The organism is Singulisphaera photorubra, assembly GCF_045290345.1.
GTDB lineage: Bacteria > Planctomycetota > Planctomycetia > Isosphaerales > Isosphaeraceae > Singulisphaera.
The window spans coordinates 172819-191974 of sequence record NZ_CP155447.1 but is presented as its reverse complement, the minus strand read 5'-3'; the positions used below and the strand labels follow the sequence as shown (position 1 = coordinate 191974).

The 19156-nt window shown below is 61.4% G+C and carries 14 protein-coding genes, 3 pseudogenes and 2 riboswitches; of the genes and pseudogenes, 9 read left to right on the top strand and 8 right to left on the bottom strand.

The genetic code is table 11. From position 1 onward, the window contains the following. The first annotated feature begins 117 nt into the window (after positions 1-117). Entirely contained in the window at positions 118-1092 is a 975-nt protein-coding gene (locus tag V5E97_RS00745) for an NAD-dependent epimerase/dehydratase family protein (protein ID WP_406697347.1), read from the top strand. Between the two features lie 381 nt (positions 1093-1473). Further along, positions 1474-1653 (top strand): annotated as a pseudogene (locus tag V5E97_RS00740) (hypothetical protein); the annotation flags it as partial. A gap of 64 nt (positions 1654-1717) precedes the next feature. Here V5E97_RS00740 and V5E97_RS00735 read toward each other — a convergent pair. Further along, entirely contained in the window at positions 1718-2821 is a 1104-nt protein-coding gene (locus V5E97_RS00735) for a DUF1559 family PulG-like putative transporter (protein WP_406697346.1), read from the bottom strand. Beyond that, entirely contained in the window at positions 2821-3222 is a 402-nt protein-coding gene (locus tag V5E97_RS00730; RefSeq protein ID WP_406697344.1) for a hypothetical protein, read from the bottom strand. The genes V5E97_RS00735 and V5E97_RS00730 overlap by 1 nt, the downstream gene beginning before the upstream one ends. Positions 3223-4089: 867 nt before the next feature. Between V5E97_RS00730 and V5E97_RS00725 the strand changes: the two are divergent. The 4 genes and pseudogenes from V5E97_RS00725 to V5E97_RS00710 form a co-directional block, all read left to right on the top strand. After that, positions 4090-4269, top strand: a pseudogene (locus V5E97_RS00725) (hypothetical protein); the annotation flags it as partial. Between the two features lie 119 nt (positions 4270-4388). Further along, positions 4389-4588, top strand: a riboswitch (cobalamin riboswitch). Positions 4589-4703: 115 nt separating this feature from the next. Continuing rightward, positions 4704-5690, top strand: a complete 987-nt coding sequence (locus V5E97_RS00720) for a DUF1559 domain-containing protein (protein ID WP_406697342.1) — start codon at positions 4704-4706, stop codon at positions 5688-5690. 188 nt (positions 5691-5878) lie between these two features. Continuing rightward, positions 5879-6099: riboswitch (cobalamin riboswitch) on the top strand. A gap of 273 nt (positions 6100-6372) precedes the next feature. After that, complete coding sequence (locus V5E97_RS00715; RefSeq protein ID WP_406697341.1) at positions 6373-10008, top strand: Ig-like domain-containing protein; 3636 nt, start codon at positions 6373-6375, stop codon at positions 10006-10008. Positions 10009-10104: 96 nt separating this feature from the next. Further along, a pseudogene (locus V5E97_RS00710) lies at positions 10105-10161 on the top strand (hypothetical protein); the annotation flags it as partial. A gap of 47 nt (positions 10162-10208) precedes the next feature. Here V5E97_RS00710 and V5E97_RS00705 read toward each other — a convergent pair. The 6 genes from V5E97_RS00705 to V5E97_RS00680 all read right to left on the bottom strand — a co-directional run bounded on the left by V5E97_RS00705 (position 10209) and on the right by V5E97_RS00680 (position 16190). After that, positions 10209-10520 (bottom strand): hypothetical protein, encoded by a 312-nt coding sequence (locus tag V5E97_RS00705; RefSeq protein ID WP_406701310.1) that lies wholly within the window; start codon positions 10518-10520, stop codon positions 10209-10211. An 88-nt stretch (positions 10521-10608) separates the two neighbouring features. Next, positions 10609-11748, bottom strand: a complete 1140-nt coding sequence (locus V5E97_RS00700; RefSeq protein WP_406697340.1) for a hypothetical protein — start codon at positions 11746-11748, stop codon at positions 10609-10611. A gap of 531 nt (positions 11749-12279) precedes the next feature. Beyond that, positions 12280-13410 carry a peptidylprolyl isomerase gene (locus tag V5E97_RS00695; RefSeq protein WP_406697339.1) on the bottom strand — a complete coding sequence of 377 codons (1131 nt, stop codon included), beginning with the start codon at positions 13408-13410 and terminating at the stop codon, positions 12280-12282. 157 nt (positions 13411-13567) lie between these two features. Then, positions 13568-14347: a metal-dependent hydrolase gene (locus V5E97_RS00690; RefSeq protein ID WP_406697337.1), complete on the bottom strand. Its 780-nt coding sequence runs from the start codon at positions 14345-14347 to the stop codon at positions 13568-13570. A 24-nt stretch (positions 14348-14371) separates the two neighbouring features. Beyond that, positions 14372-15532: a hypothetical protein gene (locus V5E97_RS00685; RefSeq protein ID WP_406697336.1), complete on the bottom strand. Its 1161-nt coding sequence runs from the start codon at positions 15530-15532 to the stop codon at positions 14372-14374. A gap of 160 nt (positions 15533-15692) precedes the next feature. Next, positions 15693-16190, bottom strand: a complete 498-nt coding sequence (locus tag V5E97_RS00680; protein ID WP_015244554.1) for a YajQ family cyclic di-GMP-binding protein — start codon at positions 16188-16190, stop codon at positions 15693-15695. 419 nt (positions 16191-16609) lie between these two features. Here V5E97_RS00680 and V5E97_RS00675 point away from each other — a divergent pair, with 419 nt between their 5' ends. The 3 genes from V5E97_RS00675 (at position 16610) to V5E97_RS00665 (ending at position 19122) form a co-directional block, all read left to right on the top strand. Then, on the top strand, positions 16610-17608 hold the full coding sequence (locus tag V5E97_RS00675; protein ID WP_406697335.1) for an LLM class flavin-dependent oxidoreductase: 999 nt from the start codon (positions 16610-16612) through the stop codon (positions 17606-17608). A gap of 208 nt (positions 17609-17816) precedes the next feature. Continuing rightward, complete coding sequence (locus tag V5E97_RS00670) at positions 17817-18404, top strand: hypothetical protein (protein WP_406697334.1); 588 nt, start codon at positions 17817-17819, stop codon at positions 18402-18404. 307 nt (positions 18405-18711) lie between these two features. Next, complete coding sequence (locus V5E97_RS00665) at positions 18712-19122, top strand: YidH family protein (RefSeq protein WP_406701301.1); 411 nt, start codon at positions 18712-18714, stop codon at positions 19120-19122. Positions 19123-19156 lie beyond the last annotated feature (34 nt).

Here is a 19156-nt window from a genome sequence, read left to right as displayed (position 1 = left end):
CCGAAGTTGCCGTGGTGACCTTTTCGACGTTGCCGCAAGCCTCACGTTTTCGACGGTCCGTTCTGGTATCCTGAGAACCCGGATTTCGTGAGCTGACATCGATTCGGAGGGTGCCGCGTGCGAGTGTTGATGACGGGCGGCTACGGCTGCATCGGGTCCTGGGTGGCCAAGCAACTGGTGGACCAGGGACAGGAACTCTGGATCTTCGACCTCAAAGAGGATACGCATCGGCTCGATCTGCTCCTCGAACCCGAGCAGAAAGAACGTGTTCACTTTATTTCCGGCGACGTGTCGGATCTGCCCGCGGTGCTCAAGACGATCGAGCAAGTCGGAGCGACCCACCTGCTCCATCTGGCAGGGCTGCAAGCCCCCACGTGCCGGGCTAACCCGATTCTCGGAGCGAAGGTCAACGTGCTGGGGACGCTCTCGATCTTCGAGGCGGCTGTCGCCTTGAAGGGGCAGGTCGAGCGCGTCGTCTATGCGAGCTCGGCCGCGGTACACGGCCCCGCCGATCCCGCTTCCCACGGCCCGCTCGGCGATGAGGTGCGGCTCGCCCCGTCGACTCATTACGGCGCCTACAAGGTCTGCAACGAGCTCAACGCCCGGGTCTACTGGCTCGACCAGGGGATCTCGAGCGTCGGACTCAGGCCCTGGACTGTCTATGGCGTGGGCCGCGATTTCGGGATGACGAGTGAGCCGACCAAGGCGATCAAGTCGGTCGTGATCGGCAAGCCGTTCAAGATCAGCTACGGGGGCCTTCAAGACTTCCAGTACGTCGGTGACGTCGCGGCGACCTTCCTCCGCGCTCTGTCTGCGCCATTCGAGGGAGCCGACGCGTTCAACGTCCGAGGCGCGGTCGTGCCGATGGAGACCTTCCTGACCACCTTGGCGGAGGTTGCCCCGGAGGCCGCCGACCTGGTCTCGCACGGCGACCTTCGGCTTCCGATCGCCCCCGACCTGGACGACTCCCGACTCGACTCTCGGCTCGGCCCGCTCCATCGGACGTCGCTTCGAGACGGGATCGCCGAGACCTACCGGCGTTTCGCGGCCCTCAACGCGCAAGGGCGGCTCGACCTCTCCGACCTGCCATAACGAACCGGTCCGCGCGGCTGGTGCTGCCACTCCTTGGGAATGCGAACCGCCCGCGTTGCCAAGGAGTGACTTGCGGCCTTGGACCTCCGAACAACACGGCGGAGCGAGCCTTGCGATCCGCGGGGATCTGGCGTTGGCACAGTGTAAAGCTTCGCCTAACCCGTTATGAGCTTATCAACGATTTGCGGTTGATCAGCGGCCAGAATCCGATCTTTCCCGTAGGGTGGGCACGGCACACCATTCTTATCTCCTTGCCAAAGAAGAAGTTAAGATGGTGGGCCGTGCCCACCCTACGGGGAAAATCAGGCCGACGAAGATGCCCTGGCCGCTCGCGTTGACGTAGGGCGAAACGGGTTCGACGAAGCTTTACGGATCCGTGTTGGATCGGATAGCGATCAGGGGAGCCGTTTCGTGGAGCGGATCCTGAGCGTGGTCGCGACCTGTCGTCAGCAAGGTCGCAACGTGCTGGACTACCTGACGTCGTGCTTCGAGGCCGAGCCTCGAGGTCATCCGATTCCCTCACTTCTGCCGACCAGCCAGCCGGAAATCAAGGCCGCTTGATTTCACCTCTCCCACCCCGTCCGTGGACGGCGACAAGCATCGGGACTTTCAGAGACGCTGGAGATTACTCCCCAGACGCGTGTACTACTTCGCCGCCATTCCTGGATCCCATCGCTCTCCAGATGTTGGAAGCGATGGCTCGTCCCTGGAATCCGACATGACCGTCCAAGAACGATGAGTGCGCACCCCCGGGATGGGCACTTCCGGCACTCCATGCTCCCTGCTGCACCAACGTATGGTTAGTGCATGTTTTTCCATTGATCGAAATGTTATGGTTGTAAAGTGTAGAGCCTAACTGACCTAAAGCCCATCTCTCCCCCCTAACGGAACCATTTAATTTTGCTGTCGTGGGATTTACAGTACTGCATTGTTTGACGAATTGCTCGAACTCCGAACTGTTCACCAGTGGGGATGGTGTATCGAAAACGGATCGCAAAGGATCTCTCGCCCCTGGGGCAACACCAAGGGGGCATTCCGAGACTGCTGCGGTAAATGAGGTGCCGTCGGGGATGTCCGCGTAGCGAAGCGTTGTACGGCCGAAGGGGCCATTCTGGGGATCCGGGGGACGGACGAAGCCGTAACCGACGTTGAACGCGTAGCTGCACATCCCGTTGTATGGAGGAGAGTCCGACGGGCACAATAGACCGGCTAAGGTGAGATTGGCTACCGTGGTATTGGCTGAGGCATCAGGGGTAAGGCTGAAGTTGACAGCATGGAAAGCCTGTACTTGGTCGAGATGCGGAAGCAAGCGAGCGTGTCCGGAGAATCCGAGGGCACTCGGGAGCGAACCTTGTTGAACCGCGTAGTTCTGTATCGCTAGCCCAATTTGGCGGAGGTTGTTCGAACATTGTGCTCGACGACCCGCCTCGCGTGCCATCTGAACAGCCGGTACAAGCAATCCTATCAATATGGCCATAATAACTAATGTCACCAAGATTTCTATTAAAGTAAACCCATAGCATGAGCTCCTGTTTTTGTGAGACTGTAGCAAGGATACCGGGATCTCGTTCCTACGCTCCGCGTCGTCTTCCCCAGCGGGTGGGGCCGCGGAGCGGCCGGAATGGCATTCCCACGCCGAGCGTGGGAACGAGTTTCGCCCGCGAATTACGGCCTCCGGCGCAGAGAGACGGCCCGGATTCTTTACGACCGACTCGTTGTCATTGTCCATTACTTACCCACCTTGATTTCAATCTCTGGGGACTGGACCCGGGTGATCTTGTGGGGCACTTCCGACTCGCCTTTCTCGTTCTCAACGATGAGAGTCTGGATCCCCTCTGCCCGAATCTTGTAATTGCCTATGCGTGCTGGCACCGAAAGGGTTCCTTCGAGAACCCATGTATTCGGACCATCTTTTTCTTTTATGTTCATTATGCTCGATCCCGAGAGAAGTCCTCCGCTTAGCAGTTGAGCGATGACCGCCTCCGGGACCTTGCCTCCCTGGGGCACTTCAACCCGGATGATGCACTGGATACCTTCATCCTGCTTGCCTTCAACGCCGACCGAATAACGACGCCCCGCCTTGGGTTCTACGATCTTCAGCAGGGGTTTCGGCAGGGTGGAGTGTTCCACCACAATGTCCCCCGACCGGACCACGGTAGCATTTGATAACTGCTGTTGAGCCACGCCGTCACCATCGCTGCACCCCGCAAGAACGCAGGGAGACAACCAGATCGAGGCGCACAAGCGGCCGAGTCTTTAGGCATTTGGGACTTGCTGCCAATCTATCAGTAGAAGTCATAGTTCTAAAAGTCAAAACGCTTCGTGTCCACGAGAATATCTGGGAGCGTGGCCATGTCAATTCAATTCCAATTTCATCCACCGCATTCCGATATCTGCGTCGCCAGACAGCGAACACACAAGCTTTGTCCTTCAAGGATTTCAAGCTCTACGGGGTCTGAGTTGGCTTTTTTGGCCGTTGCCGAAGTTGTTTTTTTGGGGAGGCGATGCCCTGGGGCGGTTCTGATGGGAGGGGATGATTCGAACCCCGGGAACGCCTAATGGAAATATATCGAGAGAATCAGTATTTGTAGTCGTTCATAGTCTGGGATTGAAAGTTGCCGATAACGGCACGATACCTTCAGTATGACCGATCCACTATCCATCCCTCTTCATCGGAGCCAAGTGAAGCAACGAATCGAATCGACGAACAACGCGGCAGAGCGAGCCTTGCGATCCGCGGTGAGCTGGCGCCGGCTCCGTGTAAAGCTTCGCCTAACCCGTTATAATCTTATCAATGATTTGCGATGGGGCAGCAATCAGAATCCGAGTTTTCCGTAGGGCGGGCACGGCCCACCATCCCTATCTCCTTGTCAAAGCAGAATTTAAGATGGTGGGCCGTGCCCACCCTACGGGAATTGTGAGGCCGACGAAGATGCCCTGGCCGCTTGCATTGGCGTAGGGCGAAACGGGTTCGGCGAAGCTTTGCGGATCCGTGTTGGATCGGATAGCGATCAGGGGAAGCGTTTCGTGGAGCGGACCCTGAGCGTGGTCGCGACCTGCCGTCAGCAAGGTCGCAACGTGCTGGACTACTTGACATCGTGCTTCGAGGCCGAGCATCGAGGTCAACCGATTCCCTCACTTCTGCCGATCTGCCAGCCGGAAATCAAAGTCGCCTGATTTTACCTCTCCCACCCTGTGGATGGCTGCTTCTGAAAAGCCAAATATGTGTGCATGGCGTCGTGTTCGTCGGCGGATGGATTTCGTCGCTCTTGACAGTTGAGTCATGTTGACGCTGTACTCATTGCTACTCGACAGGTGCCCCCGCCCGGACTGCCGGCACGGGGGAGAATAGGGAAGACGGTGAGAATCCGTCGCGGGGCCGCCGCTGTAATCGGCCAGGCACTCGGACACCCATGCCACTGCCGCAAGGTGGGAAGGCCGTCCGGGGCCGCGAAGAGCCGTAAGTCAGAAGACCTGCCCGTCGAGTTCTGTTCGGTGCTCCGGCCATGAGCATTCGGGCGGGCCGCCCCGCAGATCGTCTGCCGAGGGGCCACGCGCCGTCAGGGCCGGAGCCGAATCTTACGCCCGACCCGGCGGATAGGTCTGCGTCCATGTTCCCTCGGCTGCCTGCTCGCCCCTCACGGGGTTTCACGCTCATCGAGCTGCTCGTCGTCATCGCGATCATCGCGGTCCTGATTGCCCTCCTGCTCCCCGCCGTTCAATCGGCACGTGAGGCGGCCCGGCGCCTCCAGTGCACCAACAATTTGAAGCAGATCGGGCTGGCAGTCCATAACTACCACGACATCCACGGGGTCATCCCCAAGGGGGGCTACGGTGGTGGCATGGGCGTGCCTGCCCTCTGGAATACGGCGACGGCCCAGTCGCGGAGGATGGCAAGCTGGGGGACGGTGATCCTGCCGCAAATGGAGCAGGCCCCACTCTACAACAGCTTCAATACCGGCTTCTGGTACCTGGAGCCGCCGAACTACACGACCTCGCGAACTCTGCTGTCAACCTTCCTCTGCCCGTCCAACCCGGCCGGTTCGCCCATGAAGCCGAACGGGGACAACATAACGAGTCAGCCGCAATATTGCCGCAACGATTACGCGGGCAACTGGGGCGAGCGTGCCCTGCGCTGCTTCCCGGCCACCAGCTGTCAGAACAACTACTCCGACCAGGGAGATCAGTCAGGAGCCGGTCGGGGGGTGATCATGTTCGGCAGCGAGATCAATGTCAATCTCGTCAGCGTCACCGACGGCAGTACGAATACCATCGTCATTGGTGAAGCTCCGGAGGCGTTGCATGGGCTCTGGGCCGGGCACAAGAATTTCCTCGATCAGAGCGCACCGATCAACGCTCGTTTCGGGCCGTTCAGCTCGACGCCGTGGCAGTCCTGCCAGGTTGTGGCCGGCAGCGCGAGCATCGGCAAGCTTGGCTGTGATTACGGCCAGGAGTTCCACAGCTATCACACCGGTGGGGTTAATTTCCTCTTCCTTGACGGTTCGGTACGCTACCTCAAGGAAAGTATCCAGCCGAAGATCCTGGCAGCCCTCCTCTCGCGAAAGGGGGGCGAGATCCTGAGCGCTGGGGACTTTTGACCGAACCGTAGTTCGCTCGATCGGTCATCGAAGCTCAGGTCATCGGTCGGGTGCCTTCGGTGGGCCTGGCCGGATGCCAATCCATCACAATCGAGCGGACAGATTCACCTTCTCGGCGAGTGCTGATCGGTCGGTCAGGCGAGGACGGCCTGGTCGGTTGACAACGGCATTACAACTCGCCTAAGCTTCTTATTCGAACAGGTGTTGGTGGCCGGTCGCGCGCAGCCTGCCGCGGCCGGCAAACAGGGAATCCGGTGCAAATCCGGAACGGCCCCGCCGCTGTAATCGAGCGTTCACGGGCGACGCACCTCCTATTGCCATTGTCGGGTTGGCCTGAACGGCCGCCCGGTGAGAAGGCTCGTCGCCCCAGTTCGAGAGTCAGAAGACCTACCAGCATCTTTGTGGGCATCGCTTTGCGTGGGACGAGCGTGCCGCAACTGACCTCCTCACTCCCTCGATAGGGTTGTCGCTCAAGGTCGTGCTCGCCGGACTCGGCGCGCGCTACCGTGCTGGAGATCTCGAAAGAGCTTGCTCGTTCGCGCGGTGTCGCGGGACTCATATCCCCGCGCATGCTCGTCGCGACGGGCGAGGCGTTTTCCGGTCGCGCTGGGCTACGCTGCCCGACTTCCACCGAAGGACGCACCGGCCTTCCACTCAAGAATCAGCAGCCAAGGATTACAGCATGACGATATTAGCCAGGGCTCTCCTGCGGGCAGACGGTGTGTGGGGTCGGCGGGCGAAGCGGCATCGGACGACGCGCTTCCGTCCACTCCTCGGTTTGGAGCCTCTCGAAGATCGCCAACTCCTGGCGACCTCTGTCGCGACCTTCGAAAGCTTCGGACTCGCTCCCAACACATACGTCAACAATGCGGGGCCGAGCGGCGAGTTCGTTGATGCCGGCAACGCTTTCAACAACGACTTCAGTCCCGACTTCGGCGGCATCTGGTCGGGCTGGGCGATCTCCAACTCGACGGACACGACGACTTCCGGCTACACCAATCAGTACAGCGCGATCACGGGATCGGGGGCGGATGGGTCGCAGACTTATGGCGTCGCCTTCACCTTCGGCGGCGCGGCGGACCCGTTCCACCCCGCCGGCTCGTTCGTGAATCTGCCGGACGGCGCGACGCCCGTCTCGATCGAAGTCACGAACACGACCTACGCCTATCTTTCGATGCTGAACGGCGACTTCTCCGTGAGTGCGTTTGCCGCCGGCGACTTCTTCCGCCTGACGATCGAGGGCTACACCGGCCCGGATGGTACGGGGACGAAGGTCGGCGAGGTCGACTTCGACCTGGCTAACTTCCTCGGTTCGAATCACTATATTATCAACACCTGGCAGACGGTGGATCTGGCTCCGCTTTCGGGCGCGGGGAGCCTGCAGTTCGGACTCGAGTCATCGCAGAACCACCCGCTTTACGGTATGAACACAGCGGCATTTTTCGCTGCCGATAACCTGACGGTGTCGACCCCCTCCGGGGCGGCCGGCGGCGTCGTCTTCAACGACCTCGACGGCGACGGCACGCAGGATAGTGGTGAGGGGGGGCTTCAGGGCTGGGTTGTCGAGCTTTACAGCGGGGCGACCCTGGTCGCCACCTCCAGCCCCACGGACAGCGCCGGCAACTATTCGCTCCCCGAAGTTGCTCCGGGCACCTACACGCTCCGTCAGGTGCCGCAGGCAGGCTTCAGCCAGACGCTTCCCGTCGCACCGGGTGTGTACAACGTGACGATTACCGACGGGGGAAACCTCACGGGCCTCGACTTCGGCAATGCTCCCCTGACCCTGACGAATCTCGTGGTGACGCCGGCCAATCCGAGCCTTGCCAAGGGCCTCAGCCAGCAGTTCATCGCCACGGGCACCTACTCCGACCAGTCCACGCGCGACCTCACGACACAGGTCGTCTGGGCGTCGAGCACGCAGGCGACCGCAACGATCAACGCGGGAGGCCTGGCCAGTGGCGCGGGGCTCGGCACGTCGACGATCACGGCGACGCTTGGAAGCGTGGTCGGCACGACGGACTTGACGGTGACGGCGCCCGTGGTGGTGTCGATCGCGGTGACGCCTGCGAACCCGAGCCTCGCGAAAGGTCTCAGCCAGCAGTTCACGGCGACGGGTACGTACTCCGACCAGACAACGCAGGACCTGACGGCCCAAGTCATCTGGGCGTCGAGCACGCAGGCGACCGCAACGATTAACGCGGGAGGCCTGGCCAGTGGCGCGGGACTTGGCACGTCGACGATCACGGCGATGTTGGGCGGCGTGAGCGGTTCGTCTGTCCTGACGGTGACGGCCCCGGTGGTGGTATCGATCGCGGTCACGCCGGCAACATCGAGCGTGGCGAAGGGCCTGAGCCAGCAGTTCACGGCGACGGGTACGTACTCCGATCAGACGACGCAGGACCTGACGGGCCAGGTCGCCTGGGCCTCGAGCGAGCAATCGACCGCCACCATCAACGCGGGAGGCCTGGCCAGTGGCGCGGGGCTCGGCACGTCGACAATCACGGCGACGCTTGGAAGTGTGATCGGTACGACGGACTTGACGGTGACGGCTCCGCTGCTGGTATCAATCGCGGTCACGCCGGCAGCCCCGAATGTGGCGAAGGGCCAGAGCCAGCAGTTCACCGCGACGGGCACCTACACCGATCAGACGACGCAGGACCTGACGGCCCAGGTCATCTGGGCGTCGAGCACGCAGTCGACCGCAACGATCAACACGGGAGGCCTGGCCAGTGGCGCGGGGCTCGGCACATCGACGATCACGGCGATGCTGAGCGGTGTGAGCGGTTCGTCCGTCCTGACGGTGACGGCCCCGGTGGTGGTGTCGATCGCCGTCGCTCCGGCAGCCCCGAGCGTGGCGAAGGGCCTGAGCCAGCAGTTCACGGCAACGGGTACGTACTCCGACCTGACGACGCAGGATCTGACGGGTCAGGTTGCCTGGGCGTCGAGTACACAGGCGACCGCGACCATCACCTCCGGAGGCCTGGCCATTGGCGCGGGGCTTGGCACGTCGACAATCACGGCGACGCTTGGAAGCGTGATCGGCACGACGGACTTGACGGTGACGGCTCCCGTGGTGGTGTCGATCGCGGTGGCGTCTGCGAACCCGAGCGTGGCGAAGGGCCTGAGCCAGCAGTTCACGGCGACGGGTACCTACTCCGATCAGACAACGCAGGACGTCACGGCCCAGGTCATCTGGTCGTCGAGCACGCCCTCGACTGCGACCATCGCCTCCGGGGGCCTGGCCATTGGCGCGGGGCTCGGCACGTCGACGATCACGGCGATGCTTGGCGGCGTGAGCGGCTCGTCCGTCCTGACGGTAACGGCCCCAGTGGTGGTATCGATCGCCGTCGCGCCGACAGCTCCGAGCGTGGCGAAGGGCCTGAGCCAGCAGTTCAGGGCAACGGGTACGTACTCCGACCAGACGACGCAGGACCTGACGGGCCAGGTCGCCTGGGCCTCGGGCACACCATCGATTGCCACCATCACCGCGGGAGGCCTCGCTGGTGGGGCGGACTTGGGCACGTCGACGATCACGGCGACGCTTGGCGGTGTGAGCGGCACGTCCGTTCTGACAGTGACGGCAGCCAGGCTGGTCTCGATCGTGGTCGGCCCCCAAGACGTGAGCGTCGAGATGGGCCAGACCAGCCAACTCGCGGCGGTGGGCGTCTACACTGATGGGTCGACGCGTAGCCTGACCGGGCAGGTCGCCTGGGTCTCGGCCAACAACGCGGTCGCCACCATCTCCAACTCGGGCCTGGCGAGCGGCCTGGCGGCGGGCACGGCGACGGTCACTGCCGCCCTGAACGGCGTGAGGGGCACGGCCGCGCTACGGGTGACGCCGACCGCGCCTCCGGTGCCGAACCAGACGTCCCCAGTGACCCTGACCTCGCTGCGCGTCGAGCGGGTCAACCTCGGCGCGACGCCCCGCCTGAGGAATGTCAAGGCCCTCGTCGCCGGGTTCAGCGGCCCTCTCTCCGAGACGGCAGCCCAGAACCTCGCGGCCTATGCGGTTTCCTCGGGCAGACTCATCCGGGCCATCGGGGGCCCGCGGATCGTCTTCGAAGGGAGCGTGACGTTTGCCCGGGCGATCTACGACGCTCCGCGGAACCGGGTGATCCTCATCCCTGCCCGCGCGACGCGGCTACCCCGCATCGAGCGGCTACGGGTCGACGTCTCGCGCTTGACCGACCCGCAGGACCGGCCGATCAACAACGGCCGGAACTTCGAGGCCGTGGCCACACCGCGGGGGCTCCTGGCCTCGCCCGTCGCGAGCCCGGCGGCTCTCTCGGCCGCGGCCGTCGACGCGTACTTCAGCTAAGGGAAGGCCGACCGCCGGGGATGCGGATGCCCGCACCCCGGCGGCTCAACCTTGACCTTGCTCATCACCCAGGACGATCCTCCGGAGGACGGTCGCGTGCCGCGAGCCAGCCCCTGCGTTGGGATCTGCCGGATCGACGAAGCCTCCGGCCTCTGCATCGTCTGTGCCCGGACAAGGTCGGAGATCATATCCCCTCACGTTCAGAGGGGCCGGAAGTCCTGGAAATCGGTGTCGACCTCGACCGGTACGCTGAGACGACGGTTATCGTGTGTCAGGGTAATCCGCGTCGGGACCGAGACCGCTTCTCCCCGTTTCACCGAGGCTCGGATTCGAGCCCCCCGACCATCTGTCGGCATCGAGAGCTGGGTCTCTGCTGGGTCGAGCCCCAGTGCCTTGTAGACATCCATCGGGCACTGATTCAGGAGGTTAAGAATCTGAGTTGCAGAAGCAGGTCTGACCCGTTCGGCAGGTTTGGGCTCTTCCCGGTTGGATGACTTCGGCTGAGCATCCATCGTCCTGGTCTCCTGCTGAAACGGGCCAAGCTCCAAGCTCTCATTCTATCCTATCGCGACAAGGCCGGTTTGGCACGAGCTGCTCTTCTTATCCCGTGACGACACGCAGCGTCAGGCCCGAGGTGGCTTGGAGTTCTCGCAGAACATCGGCGATTGTGTTGGCCAAGGTTTGCCGCTCACTACCAGCAAACAAGAGCCCGGCCAGCTCGTGGCGGTCGTTCAGGATTGCGCTCCCGCTGTCGCCTCGATCACTGAACAGGCCGCCATTGTCCGGCGTCCCCTCGATCACGAGCTGCCCTGAAAAGAAGGCTTGACCCGTGGCATAGGTAAGCATTCCCGTACCGGCCACGCCCACGACATTGCCCTCGGTCGCTCCGGTGGTTCGGCCGACCTTGTGCACCCGAGTGGAACCGACCAGGGTGCCGGTCGCAGTTGTTCGATACGCGTCGGCAACCCCTCGGATGATCCCTCCATAACAGACGCGGTCGACGTCTCCCTGGCCACGACCCGGTTCGTTGATCGTCGCCATCGCTGCATCCACGCGATTGATCGGGGTTTGCGATCCGCTGACGAATTGGAACGGGACCACCGCCCGGACACGCGCGATCTCCGTCCGATTTCGCAGCTTGGCCAGGGTGTTCATGATTTGAAGCTCGTTGGCAGTCAGGTCCAGTGTCCCAGGCTGGACCACCGACTCACCCTCCACCGCGTTGCCCGAGCGGCCGATCACATGGCTGTTGGAGACCAGGTAAAGCTGCTGATGACCGTCACGCACGAAAAAGCCCAGAGTACCCACGCTGAGTTGACCAGGGTACTCGTCGGTCGGATTCGTGATGCCGATCCCGCAACGGAGTTGGTCGAAGTATTTCTGGGTGTCGATTGCCGGCGTCTGCCCTCCGTACTGACCCCGAAATGCCGCCGGGGCCGATAGCGTTTGCCTCGGCGTGAAGTCCGAGCCCGACTCAATCACGTTGAGCTCAATCCTCTCGAGCGCGGGGGCTCCCGCTGCCAGGGCGACGCTCTGATCGAAGGCCACCAAGTCGCGGTTCTTGAGCTGCGCCTTGGTGAGTTTTTCGGGCACGTACGCCGAAATGCAGTAGTCGGTGGCCTTGGAGAGCGGGCCGTGCTCTTTCGTCCCGACTGCAAGAAGCCGGATATTTGAGTTCGGTTGGCTTAGGATCGCCAAGGCATGCTTTTCAAGCGTTTGAATGGCCTCTTTGAATTTCATGGGAACAAATACCTGTTTATGTTAGGAGTGCATGAAAAGAGAAACGGCCGGTCGCTACCGGTTCCGCCCTCACACACACGGATTGTTTCATGACGAAACAGGCGAGGCAACGGTCATCTCTTCAGAAAAGTCAATTGTGTTGAAGTGGATCGGATTGGTTGAACTGTGCTTGTAGATTATGTGTTAAGAGAGGAAGAGTTGGTGTAAGAGATTTGTTTTGTCAATGCCCGCACTTGCCTTCTTCGCTTTCCCGTCGAGTCCGACATCCGGCGTTGATCTGGGAGAGTGTGTTGCTCCGTCCGTCGATAGCGCCAGGCCGAGCGCATCAAACTTTGGTTGCCGAGCGTGGCGGTAGAGTGGGCGGGCGCGGCTTCCTCGGCTCGCTTCGAGCGGCATACGGTGGGGTCGGGGGTCGAAGGCCGCCCAAGTCAGGGGCGAGTCTGGGCTTTCGAAAAAAAAAGAGAGAGAGGAGGCCGTGTTGGCCCCCTCTCTCCGGGGTTGGAACAGATTTGAGTCAAACGCCCAGTTCGGTTACTTCGCAGTCTTGGGCGTAGCAGGTGCACCAGCCGCTTTCTTGGTGGCACCGGCGGGGACGGGGGCCGTCGTGGGCGCGGGGGCTTTGATGAAGAGGTCTTTCGGCATCGGCTTGATGTCGATCTTGGCGGTCTTCCGCTGCGAGACCAGGAGGTCCTTCTGGAGCTCGGAGGCGTAGACGTTCAGGATCAACGGCTTGTTTTGTTCGTAGTCGACCTTGGGCTTTTCCTGACGGTCGGTGACCAGGATCAGGTGGAAGCCGTACGGCGTCTCGACCGGGTCGGACAGTTGCCCCGGCTTGAGGGCGAACGCCGCCTGGCTGAATTCCTCGACGATCCCGCTATTGAGCCCAAAGAACCCGATGTCGCCGCCGCCGTTCTCGGAGTTCGCGGGGTCTTCCGAGTTCTTGTTCGCCGCCTCGGCGAACGTGGTCTTTTTGGACTCGATGTCTTTCTTGAGGCTGATCAGCTTCTGCTTGATCTGTTCTTTCTCTGCGGCCGTGGTCGTGGGCTCCACCCGTTTGAGGATGTGGCTCGCCCGGATCTGGGTCCCACTGAGCAGGTCCTTATGTCCCTCGGCGTACTTCTTGAGCTCGGCGTCCGTTCCCCGAAGCTTGACGTAGTCGATCCAGCGGAGCCGGTTCGCGTACTCGTCGCGAACCTCCTTCATCGACTTGTTACTTTCCACCAAGGCCTGGGCCAGGCTGCTGCCGTCCGCCTTGAGCTGTTTCTCGAGCTGATTGACAGCCTCGGTCACGCGATCCTCGCTGACCTTGATGTTCTGGCGGGTGAGGAATTGGCCGACCAGTTTCATGTTGACCAGCGTCTCGACCGCGTCGCTGTAGATCTGCTCTTCGTTCTCGGGGGGAATCTCGTAGCGGCTCAGGAAGTCGAGTAAGTCGCCTCGGGTGATGTTCTCGCCGTTCACCGTTGCGATAACTTCGGTTAACTTTGCGGGCGACACTCGCGTGGCGGGAGTGGGGGCTGGCGCCGTCTCGATCGCCGCGGGAGGAGATGTCGCAGGGGTGGTTCCCTTCGCAGCGGGGGCTTGTGCGTGGGTGGTGAGGGTCATTGCGAGCACCCCCATCGCGGTCGTGGCGAACCAAACGGGTCGGACAATCGCTCGCATCGAACTCGTCTCCCTACTGTTTCGAAAACGCCCTACTCACGGAGCTCAGACTGCTTGTTGAGCCGTAAACTGGAGCGATTATACGGATTTCGCGAAATGAATGCCGCGCGAATCGCGCGAGAAAATTCGGACTCGCCAATTGCTTCAAACGCGAGTGTCACGGCTCGATCTCCGAGCCCGGAAAGAGAATTTGAAGGTTCTCAGGGAGCGTGATCGGAATTTTCGGAGGGGTGGGGGGAGTGAGAATGAGGGGACCTTCCGGCCAGACCTGGATGATTCGCCAGGTCAGGTAGCTCAATAAGACATAAGTTGCGAGCGTCGACCAGGGCGAGGGGGCCCAGAACTTGAGAGCGGTGCCGAAGGCCTTGTTGACCCGCGCTCCTTTGAGGTCGACGCTGCAGATCTCGTCGAGCAGTAAGTGAGAGAAATAGCCGGTCATCACCGCCACAGCCATGACAATCTGCAGAAACTGATTCTCGGTGGGGTAATAGAGATAGGCGATCGCGCCCCAGATGGCGCAGGTGGGGATGCTGTGGCACATCCCTCGGTGGACCGTCAGGCGGCCCACGATTCTCCGCAGGCCGTGACGCACCATCGCAAAGGCGGCAATAACCGCCCAGAGGTGAAACTCGAAGGCGGGCTCGGGGTTGAAATCCCCCATCTTCTGCCAGACGACCAGGGCGACCAGGACGCCAAGGATTCCGGTGAATCCTTTCATCCCGAACCCGGTCTGGGAGTCAAGGTCGGGCAGGAGCCCGCTGAGCGTGGTCAGAAGCGCCGCGACGGTGCCGTAGAGCCAGTGGACGCCGGCGAACACGTAGGTCGCCCACGCATAGAGGCCCCCGAGCGCCGCCGCGAAGCTGATGTGCTGTCGGTAGTTGCCCAACGGGGTCGAGCGTGGGCTCCACGCCTCCTTGCAAAAGCGTGCTCCCCACACTCACACTCCGTGCGGAGCAGGACGTCACGCCGCCTTGAGCCAGAGTCGAATGCGGCCGAGTTCACCGCTCCACTCCGGACCGGTTCGGCACCGACCGTAGGCATCGTACAGCAGGTCGAGAGTCTCCACCAGATGTCTCAGCCCTTCAATCCGCGCAGGCTTGGCATCTTCTCGCGAGATCCCTTCGGGCTTGGGCAGGCTGGCGCCCGATACGGCGAGGGTTTCGGCTTGCAGGGTCAGCTCGTATTGGAGCCCGTCGCGCACCAGGATCAGGCCCGCCTTGCGCGGCAACTTTCCCGCCTGGATTGCCCGGAACGCCTCGGGGAGCTTGGTCGGTCCTTCGGTGGTCAGGGCGTCGCGGCCGTGCTCGCCGAGCGGGCAGTCCAAGGTCAGCGTTTTGGCCATCATCACGGTCACTTCCGAGTCGTCCCGGAGCGTGATCGTGTCGCCGTCGATCTGCAACGTGTGCCAGAGCCAGATCAGGAACTCGTTGCCCCAGAAGTCGCGGCTCGACGCGTCCGAGTCGGCCCAGGCCACCGTGGAGTAACCCCCCCCCTCGCCCACGAAGCCGACCGGACCGAAGTCCTCAACCGTGCGCTCGAGGCCGTGGACCTCGGCCTGCGAGTACGCCAGGCTCCCCGCCGTGATCGGCTCGAGCGTGCGGTCGAACGTCTCGCGGAACAGGGTTTTCAGCCGTTCGATCGCGGTCAGGCTGGTCATCCCGGCATAAAGAACGTTGGACTGGGCGTCCCAGAGCACCGGGTAGTGAGCCATCCGGCGGAACCGGCCGTCCGCCGCCTCGGCCTCAGCCCGGATGATCGCGGCCTCTTTGGCCTCCTGACGCTGGGCTTTGGTCGGGTAACCGCTCGGGTTAAGTTGAGCCCGGGCATCGGTTTCGATCTTGGTGTAAGCCTTCAGCAGGGTGCCAGGGATCTTATCCGTGTCGATCCGAATCGAGAGGTGAAGGGCGTCGTTCAGGAGGTTCTTGACCGGGTCGAACGTCAGGTCGAGCACATGGTCCCCCCCCGCCCAGCCAATCGTGATGCCGTCGGTGGGATCGGGTCCGCCGTGGCGGCCGAGGGCATGCGCTTGGATTTGCTCGAGGATTTCGTCCCCGAAAGGCAAGGGGCTCGAGCCGCTGACCCGAAATCGCACGTAGGTGATGCGTCCGTTCAAGAACCCCATCGCGAAGATCCTCCTAAGATCGCGCCGTGGCCAAATCAACGCAACGGCCAAACGCCCGGCCATCCGGGACCCCCATTACATCGGCCGGTTCCGACGGGGTACTCAACAGGAAGGTGACTCCTTGAGCGAGACGGGCTGCGGAACGTGCCTAGTACGCAACTCACGTAAAATTGACGTACTGGAGAGGATATTCCGGCCCGTTCTCCTTCAGGTAGGCGATCACCGATTGGAGTTCATCAATCTTTTTGCCCGTAACGCGGACCTTACTATCCATGATCTGGGCCTGCACCTTGATGCCGATCTGCTTGATCTGCTTGACGAGCTTCTTGGCGTCGTCGGTCTCGATGCCCGTATGAAGCGTCAGAATTTCGCGGACCGAGTCGTGAGTCGCTTCCTCGAGCTTCCCTCGCTTGAGTGCATTGACCGCCACCCCGCGCTTGGCCATCTTTTCTTTGAGCACCTGGATCACGGTGTCCAACTGTCCCTTGTGGTCGGCCAGCAGGGTCAAGTTGTTGTCTTTCTTGTTGTACTCGATCGAGGCTCGCGTCCCCTTGAAGTCATAGCGGACCGCGATCTCGTGCTGCGCCTGCACGACCGCGTTGTGCATCTCGGCACTGTTGATTTCGCTGACGATATCGAATGCATGGTTGTCGGCCACGGCTCTCAGCGCTCCTATCGGGGAATGGGCGAGTCGGCGAGGGCAGACCCCGGCGCATCGAACTCGTCCTGTAATATCAGGTTTAGGCCTCCATTATAATCAAAATCCACCCGCCGCGAACGCTGGGAAATCGGCCCGCAATCGACGTTTTGCGGTGTCCCTGCAGCCAAGAGCGCCGACTCAAGCGAACCCGGGCGGGGGACCAGGCCCGGCGCTCACTTTGGGAGACATTGGTAAAATGCAAAGTTTGTGCTGGATGGGAAATATTGGCTATGCTGCATGTCATAAGCATGATGTTGCGTAGCTGTCTTGGAGAGATTCGGATGAACCCAGTCCCGAGGGCTCGTGTCACCGAATCTGAGAATGAGGCGGCCCCCGGGGGCGGTGGCTGGATGGGTTGAGACAAAAGGGAGTTGATAATGCGTTTTGGTCTGCTCTGTTCGGCGCAAGCTGACAACGACAAGTTTGGCCCGGAAACCGGACAGGGGTTTCGGGACTATCTCGATCTCAATGTCGAGGCGGAGACGCTCGGTTACCATTCGAGCTTTTCGGTCGAGCACCATTTCAGTGGCTGGAATCAGGTCTCTGCCCCACTCACGCTGCTCACTTGCCTCGCGATGAGAACAACCAGGTTGCGGCTAGGCACTGCGGTGATGGTGTTGCCATGGCATAACCCCGTCCTGTTGGCCGAGCAGACGGCGACGTTGGATCTGATTTCCAACGGCCGGCTCGATTTCGGCATCGGCAAAGGCTACCGGCACGGTGAATTCAAGGGGTTCGGCATTCCGCGGGAGGAGGCGGAGGCGCGGTTTGAAGAGGCGATCGAGGTCATCATGCGCTCCTGGACCTCGCGCTCGCGTTTCTCCCATCACGGCCGCTACTGGCAATTCGAGGATATCGTGGTCGAGCCGCCGACCGCGCAGCGCCCTCATCCGCCGTTCTGGGTCGCTGCCGCGAGTCCTTCGTCGATCCGCCGCGCCGCAGCCCGCGGGTTCAATCTGATTCTCGATCAATATGCCGGGGCCGACGCGATCGGCGAACGCATCGCGCTCTACCGCTCCGAACGCGAAGCCAGGGGCTTCACATTCGATCCGATGCAGGTGGCGGTGGCGCGCCAACTTTACGTGGCGAAAGACAAGGCCGACAAAGAAGCCGCGCTGGCCCGGCAAGCCGAATACACCCGGCGCACGGTCGCGGTGTCTCGATCGCCTGACGGCAACGCGGGTTCACATGTCCTCGCGTACGCCGACACGGTTGGCGCGACTGAGGCCAACACGCTTTACGGAACGCCGGATGAAATCTGCGACATGCTCACGATCTTGAACGAAGCGGGCGCGGAGTATGTGCTCCTCACGATTCTTGGCGGCAAGGAGCAGTTACGACGTTTCGCACGCGACGTCATGCCGGCATTTTCCTGACCGCCGCGCATGATGAAATGTGAGCATCTTTGTATTAATGTGCATAAATTGTGAATATAACAATTGTCGACAGTCGACGGTAATTGCTATGTCCCCCTCTATATTCTCTGCTTTATTCGTTGTTGCTCTGTTACAGTTGTCAGATTTATCGGCTAAAATAGACCCCGACCAAAAAGCTTCCCGACGCCATCAGGGGTCAGAAATCCAAATGAACAGCCAAGAAGCCCACAGCAGGCGATTCCTCATAAGTGATGCCATTGTCCTCGTGGCCTCCACCGCTCTCCTGTTGTCGACGGGTCGTGCCTTACGCTTGATACTGTTGTCGCTGGATGCGTGGTTCAACCGCTACCCAGAATTGCATCCCTATGAAATCAGGCTAACGATGTGTTCGATTGGCCTCGCCAGCCTGAGCCTCCCCCTCCTGATTTCGATCCTGATTCGTTCTGCTGATAGACTCCGCTTGCGTCGGGGAGTGCCCGGCCTGTTTGTGCATCTGGCGGTGGGGCTGGTCGTAACGGTACGGCTTCTCGGATGGGCAAGCCGGGCAGGTTTCTGGGTCGCTTTTGAGGGCAAGTTGGGCTTCTACGGCCGGGTGTGGGGACAAGACGCCAGGTATTACTTACAGGAGGATTTCAAGGAGGACATCGCCATTGCCGTGCTGGTAACTTGGCTCACGCTGAAAATAGTCGGTCAGTGGAATCCCGAGCGGGCGTGGGATGACCGCCTTGGTAGGCTTGTTGGCGTGCTCTGGGTGATCTTCTACCTCGGGGCCCGCTTGCTCTCAATGATTCCATGATGGATTCGGAGGGAATATTTCAGTGTCAAACTCATGAAATGAATTTGGGATCGTAAAGGGGGACATAATTGTCGGCCACGGCCCTCAACGCTCCTATCGGGGAATGGGCGAGTCGGCGAGGGCAGACCCCGGCGCATCGACCTCGTCCTGTAATTTCAGGTTTAGGCCTCCATTGTCATCAAAATCCACGCGCCGCGAACGCTGGGAAATCGGACCGCAATCGACGTTTTGCGGTGGTGGCATGACGCATGCCCTGGTTGGCCCCGGCCAGCGGTTGAAGACGCCGAGAAATCATCAGAGGACCAAGATGCCGCAGACCGATCCTGAGCCCTCCCGTGTCGCCGACGCTTCTGGCCGGACGAGGGATCACCTGGCAAACGAGCGAACCTTTTTGGCCTGGATCCGCACCTCGCTGGGATTAATCGGGCTCGGTTTCGTGATTGCCCGGATGGGCTTGCTGTTGCGGCAATTAGCCCTGGTCGGCGGCAATCCCCCGGCTCACGTCCCTCACGGTAGTCATGAGTTTATGATTGCGGGTATTGTCTTTCTGGTGCTTGGGACGTTGCAGTCCGCCTGGGCGGGCCGGCTCTATTTTCGGACCCGACGGGCCATCGACGATGGCCGATATGAACCCGACTCAGTGACAGTTACGGCCTTGACGACCGTCATCGTCCTGGGCGGGATGCTCCTGGTCGGGCTTGTCCTCTGGTCGACCTAGCCGGCGATTCACCGTACAACGGTCGCGAGTGAAC

Excerpts from the sequence above, each read along its gene's own strand:
- V5E97_RS00735 (WP_406697346.1), bottom strand. The coding sequence starts at position 2,821 with ATGGACAATGACAACGAGTCGGTCGTAAAGAATCCGGGCCGTCTCTCT.
- V5E97_RS00705 (WP_406701310.1), bottom strand. The coding sequence starts at position 10,520 with ATGGATGCTCAGCCGAAGTCATCCAACCGGGAAGAGCCCAAACCTGCC.
- V5E97_RS00665 (WP_406701301.1), top strand. The coding sequence starts at position 18,712 with ATGCCGCAGACCGATCCTGAGCCCTCCCGTGTCGCCGACGCTTCTGGC.
- V5E97_RS00685 (WP_406697336.1), bottom strand. The coding sequence starts at position 15,532 with ATGGGGTTCTTGAACGGACGCATCACCTACGTGCGATTTCGGGTCAGC.
- V5E97_RS00700 (WP_406697340.1), bottom strand. The coding sequence starts at position 11,748 with ATGAAATTCAAAGAGGCCATTCAAACGCTTGAAAAGCATGCCTTGGCG.
- V5E97_RS00715 (WP_406697341.1), top strand. The coding sequence starts at position 6,373 with ATGACGATATTAGCCAGGGCTCTCCTGCGGGCAGACGGTGTGTGGGGT.
- V5E97_RS00670 (WP_406697334.1), top strand. The coding sequence starts at position 17,817 with ATGAACAGCCAAGAAGCCCACAGCAGGCGATTCCTCATAAGTGATGCC.
- V5E97_RS00720 (WP_406697342.1), top strand. The coding sequence starts at position 4,704 with ATGTTCCCTCGGCTGCCTGCTCGCCCCTCACGGGGTTTCACGCTCATC.
- V5E97_RS00695 (WP_406697339.1), bottom strand. The coding sequence starts at position 13,410 with ATGCGAGCGATTGTCCGACCCGTTTGGTTCGCCACGACCGCGATGGGG.
- V5E97_RS00675 (WP_406697335.1), top strand. The coding sequence starts at position 16,610 with ATGCGTTTTGGTCTGCTCTGTTCGGCGCAAGCTGACAACGACAAGTTT.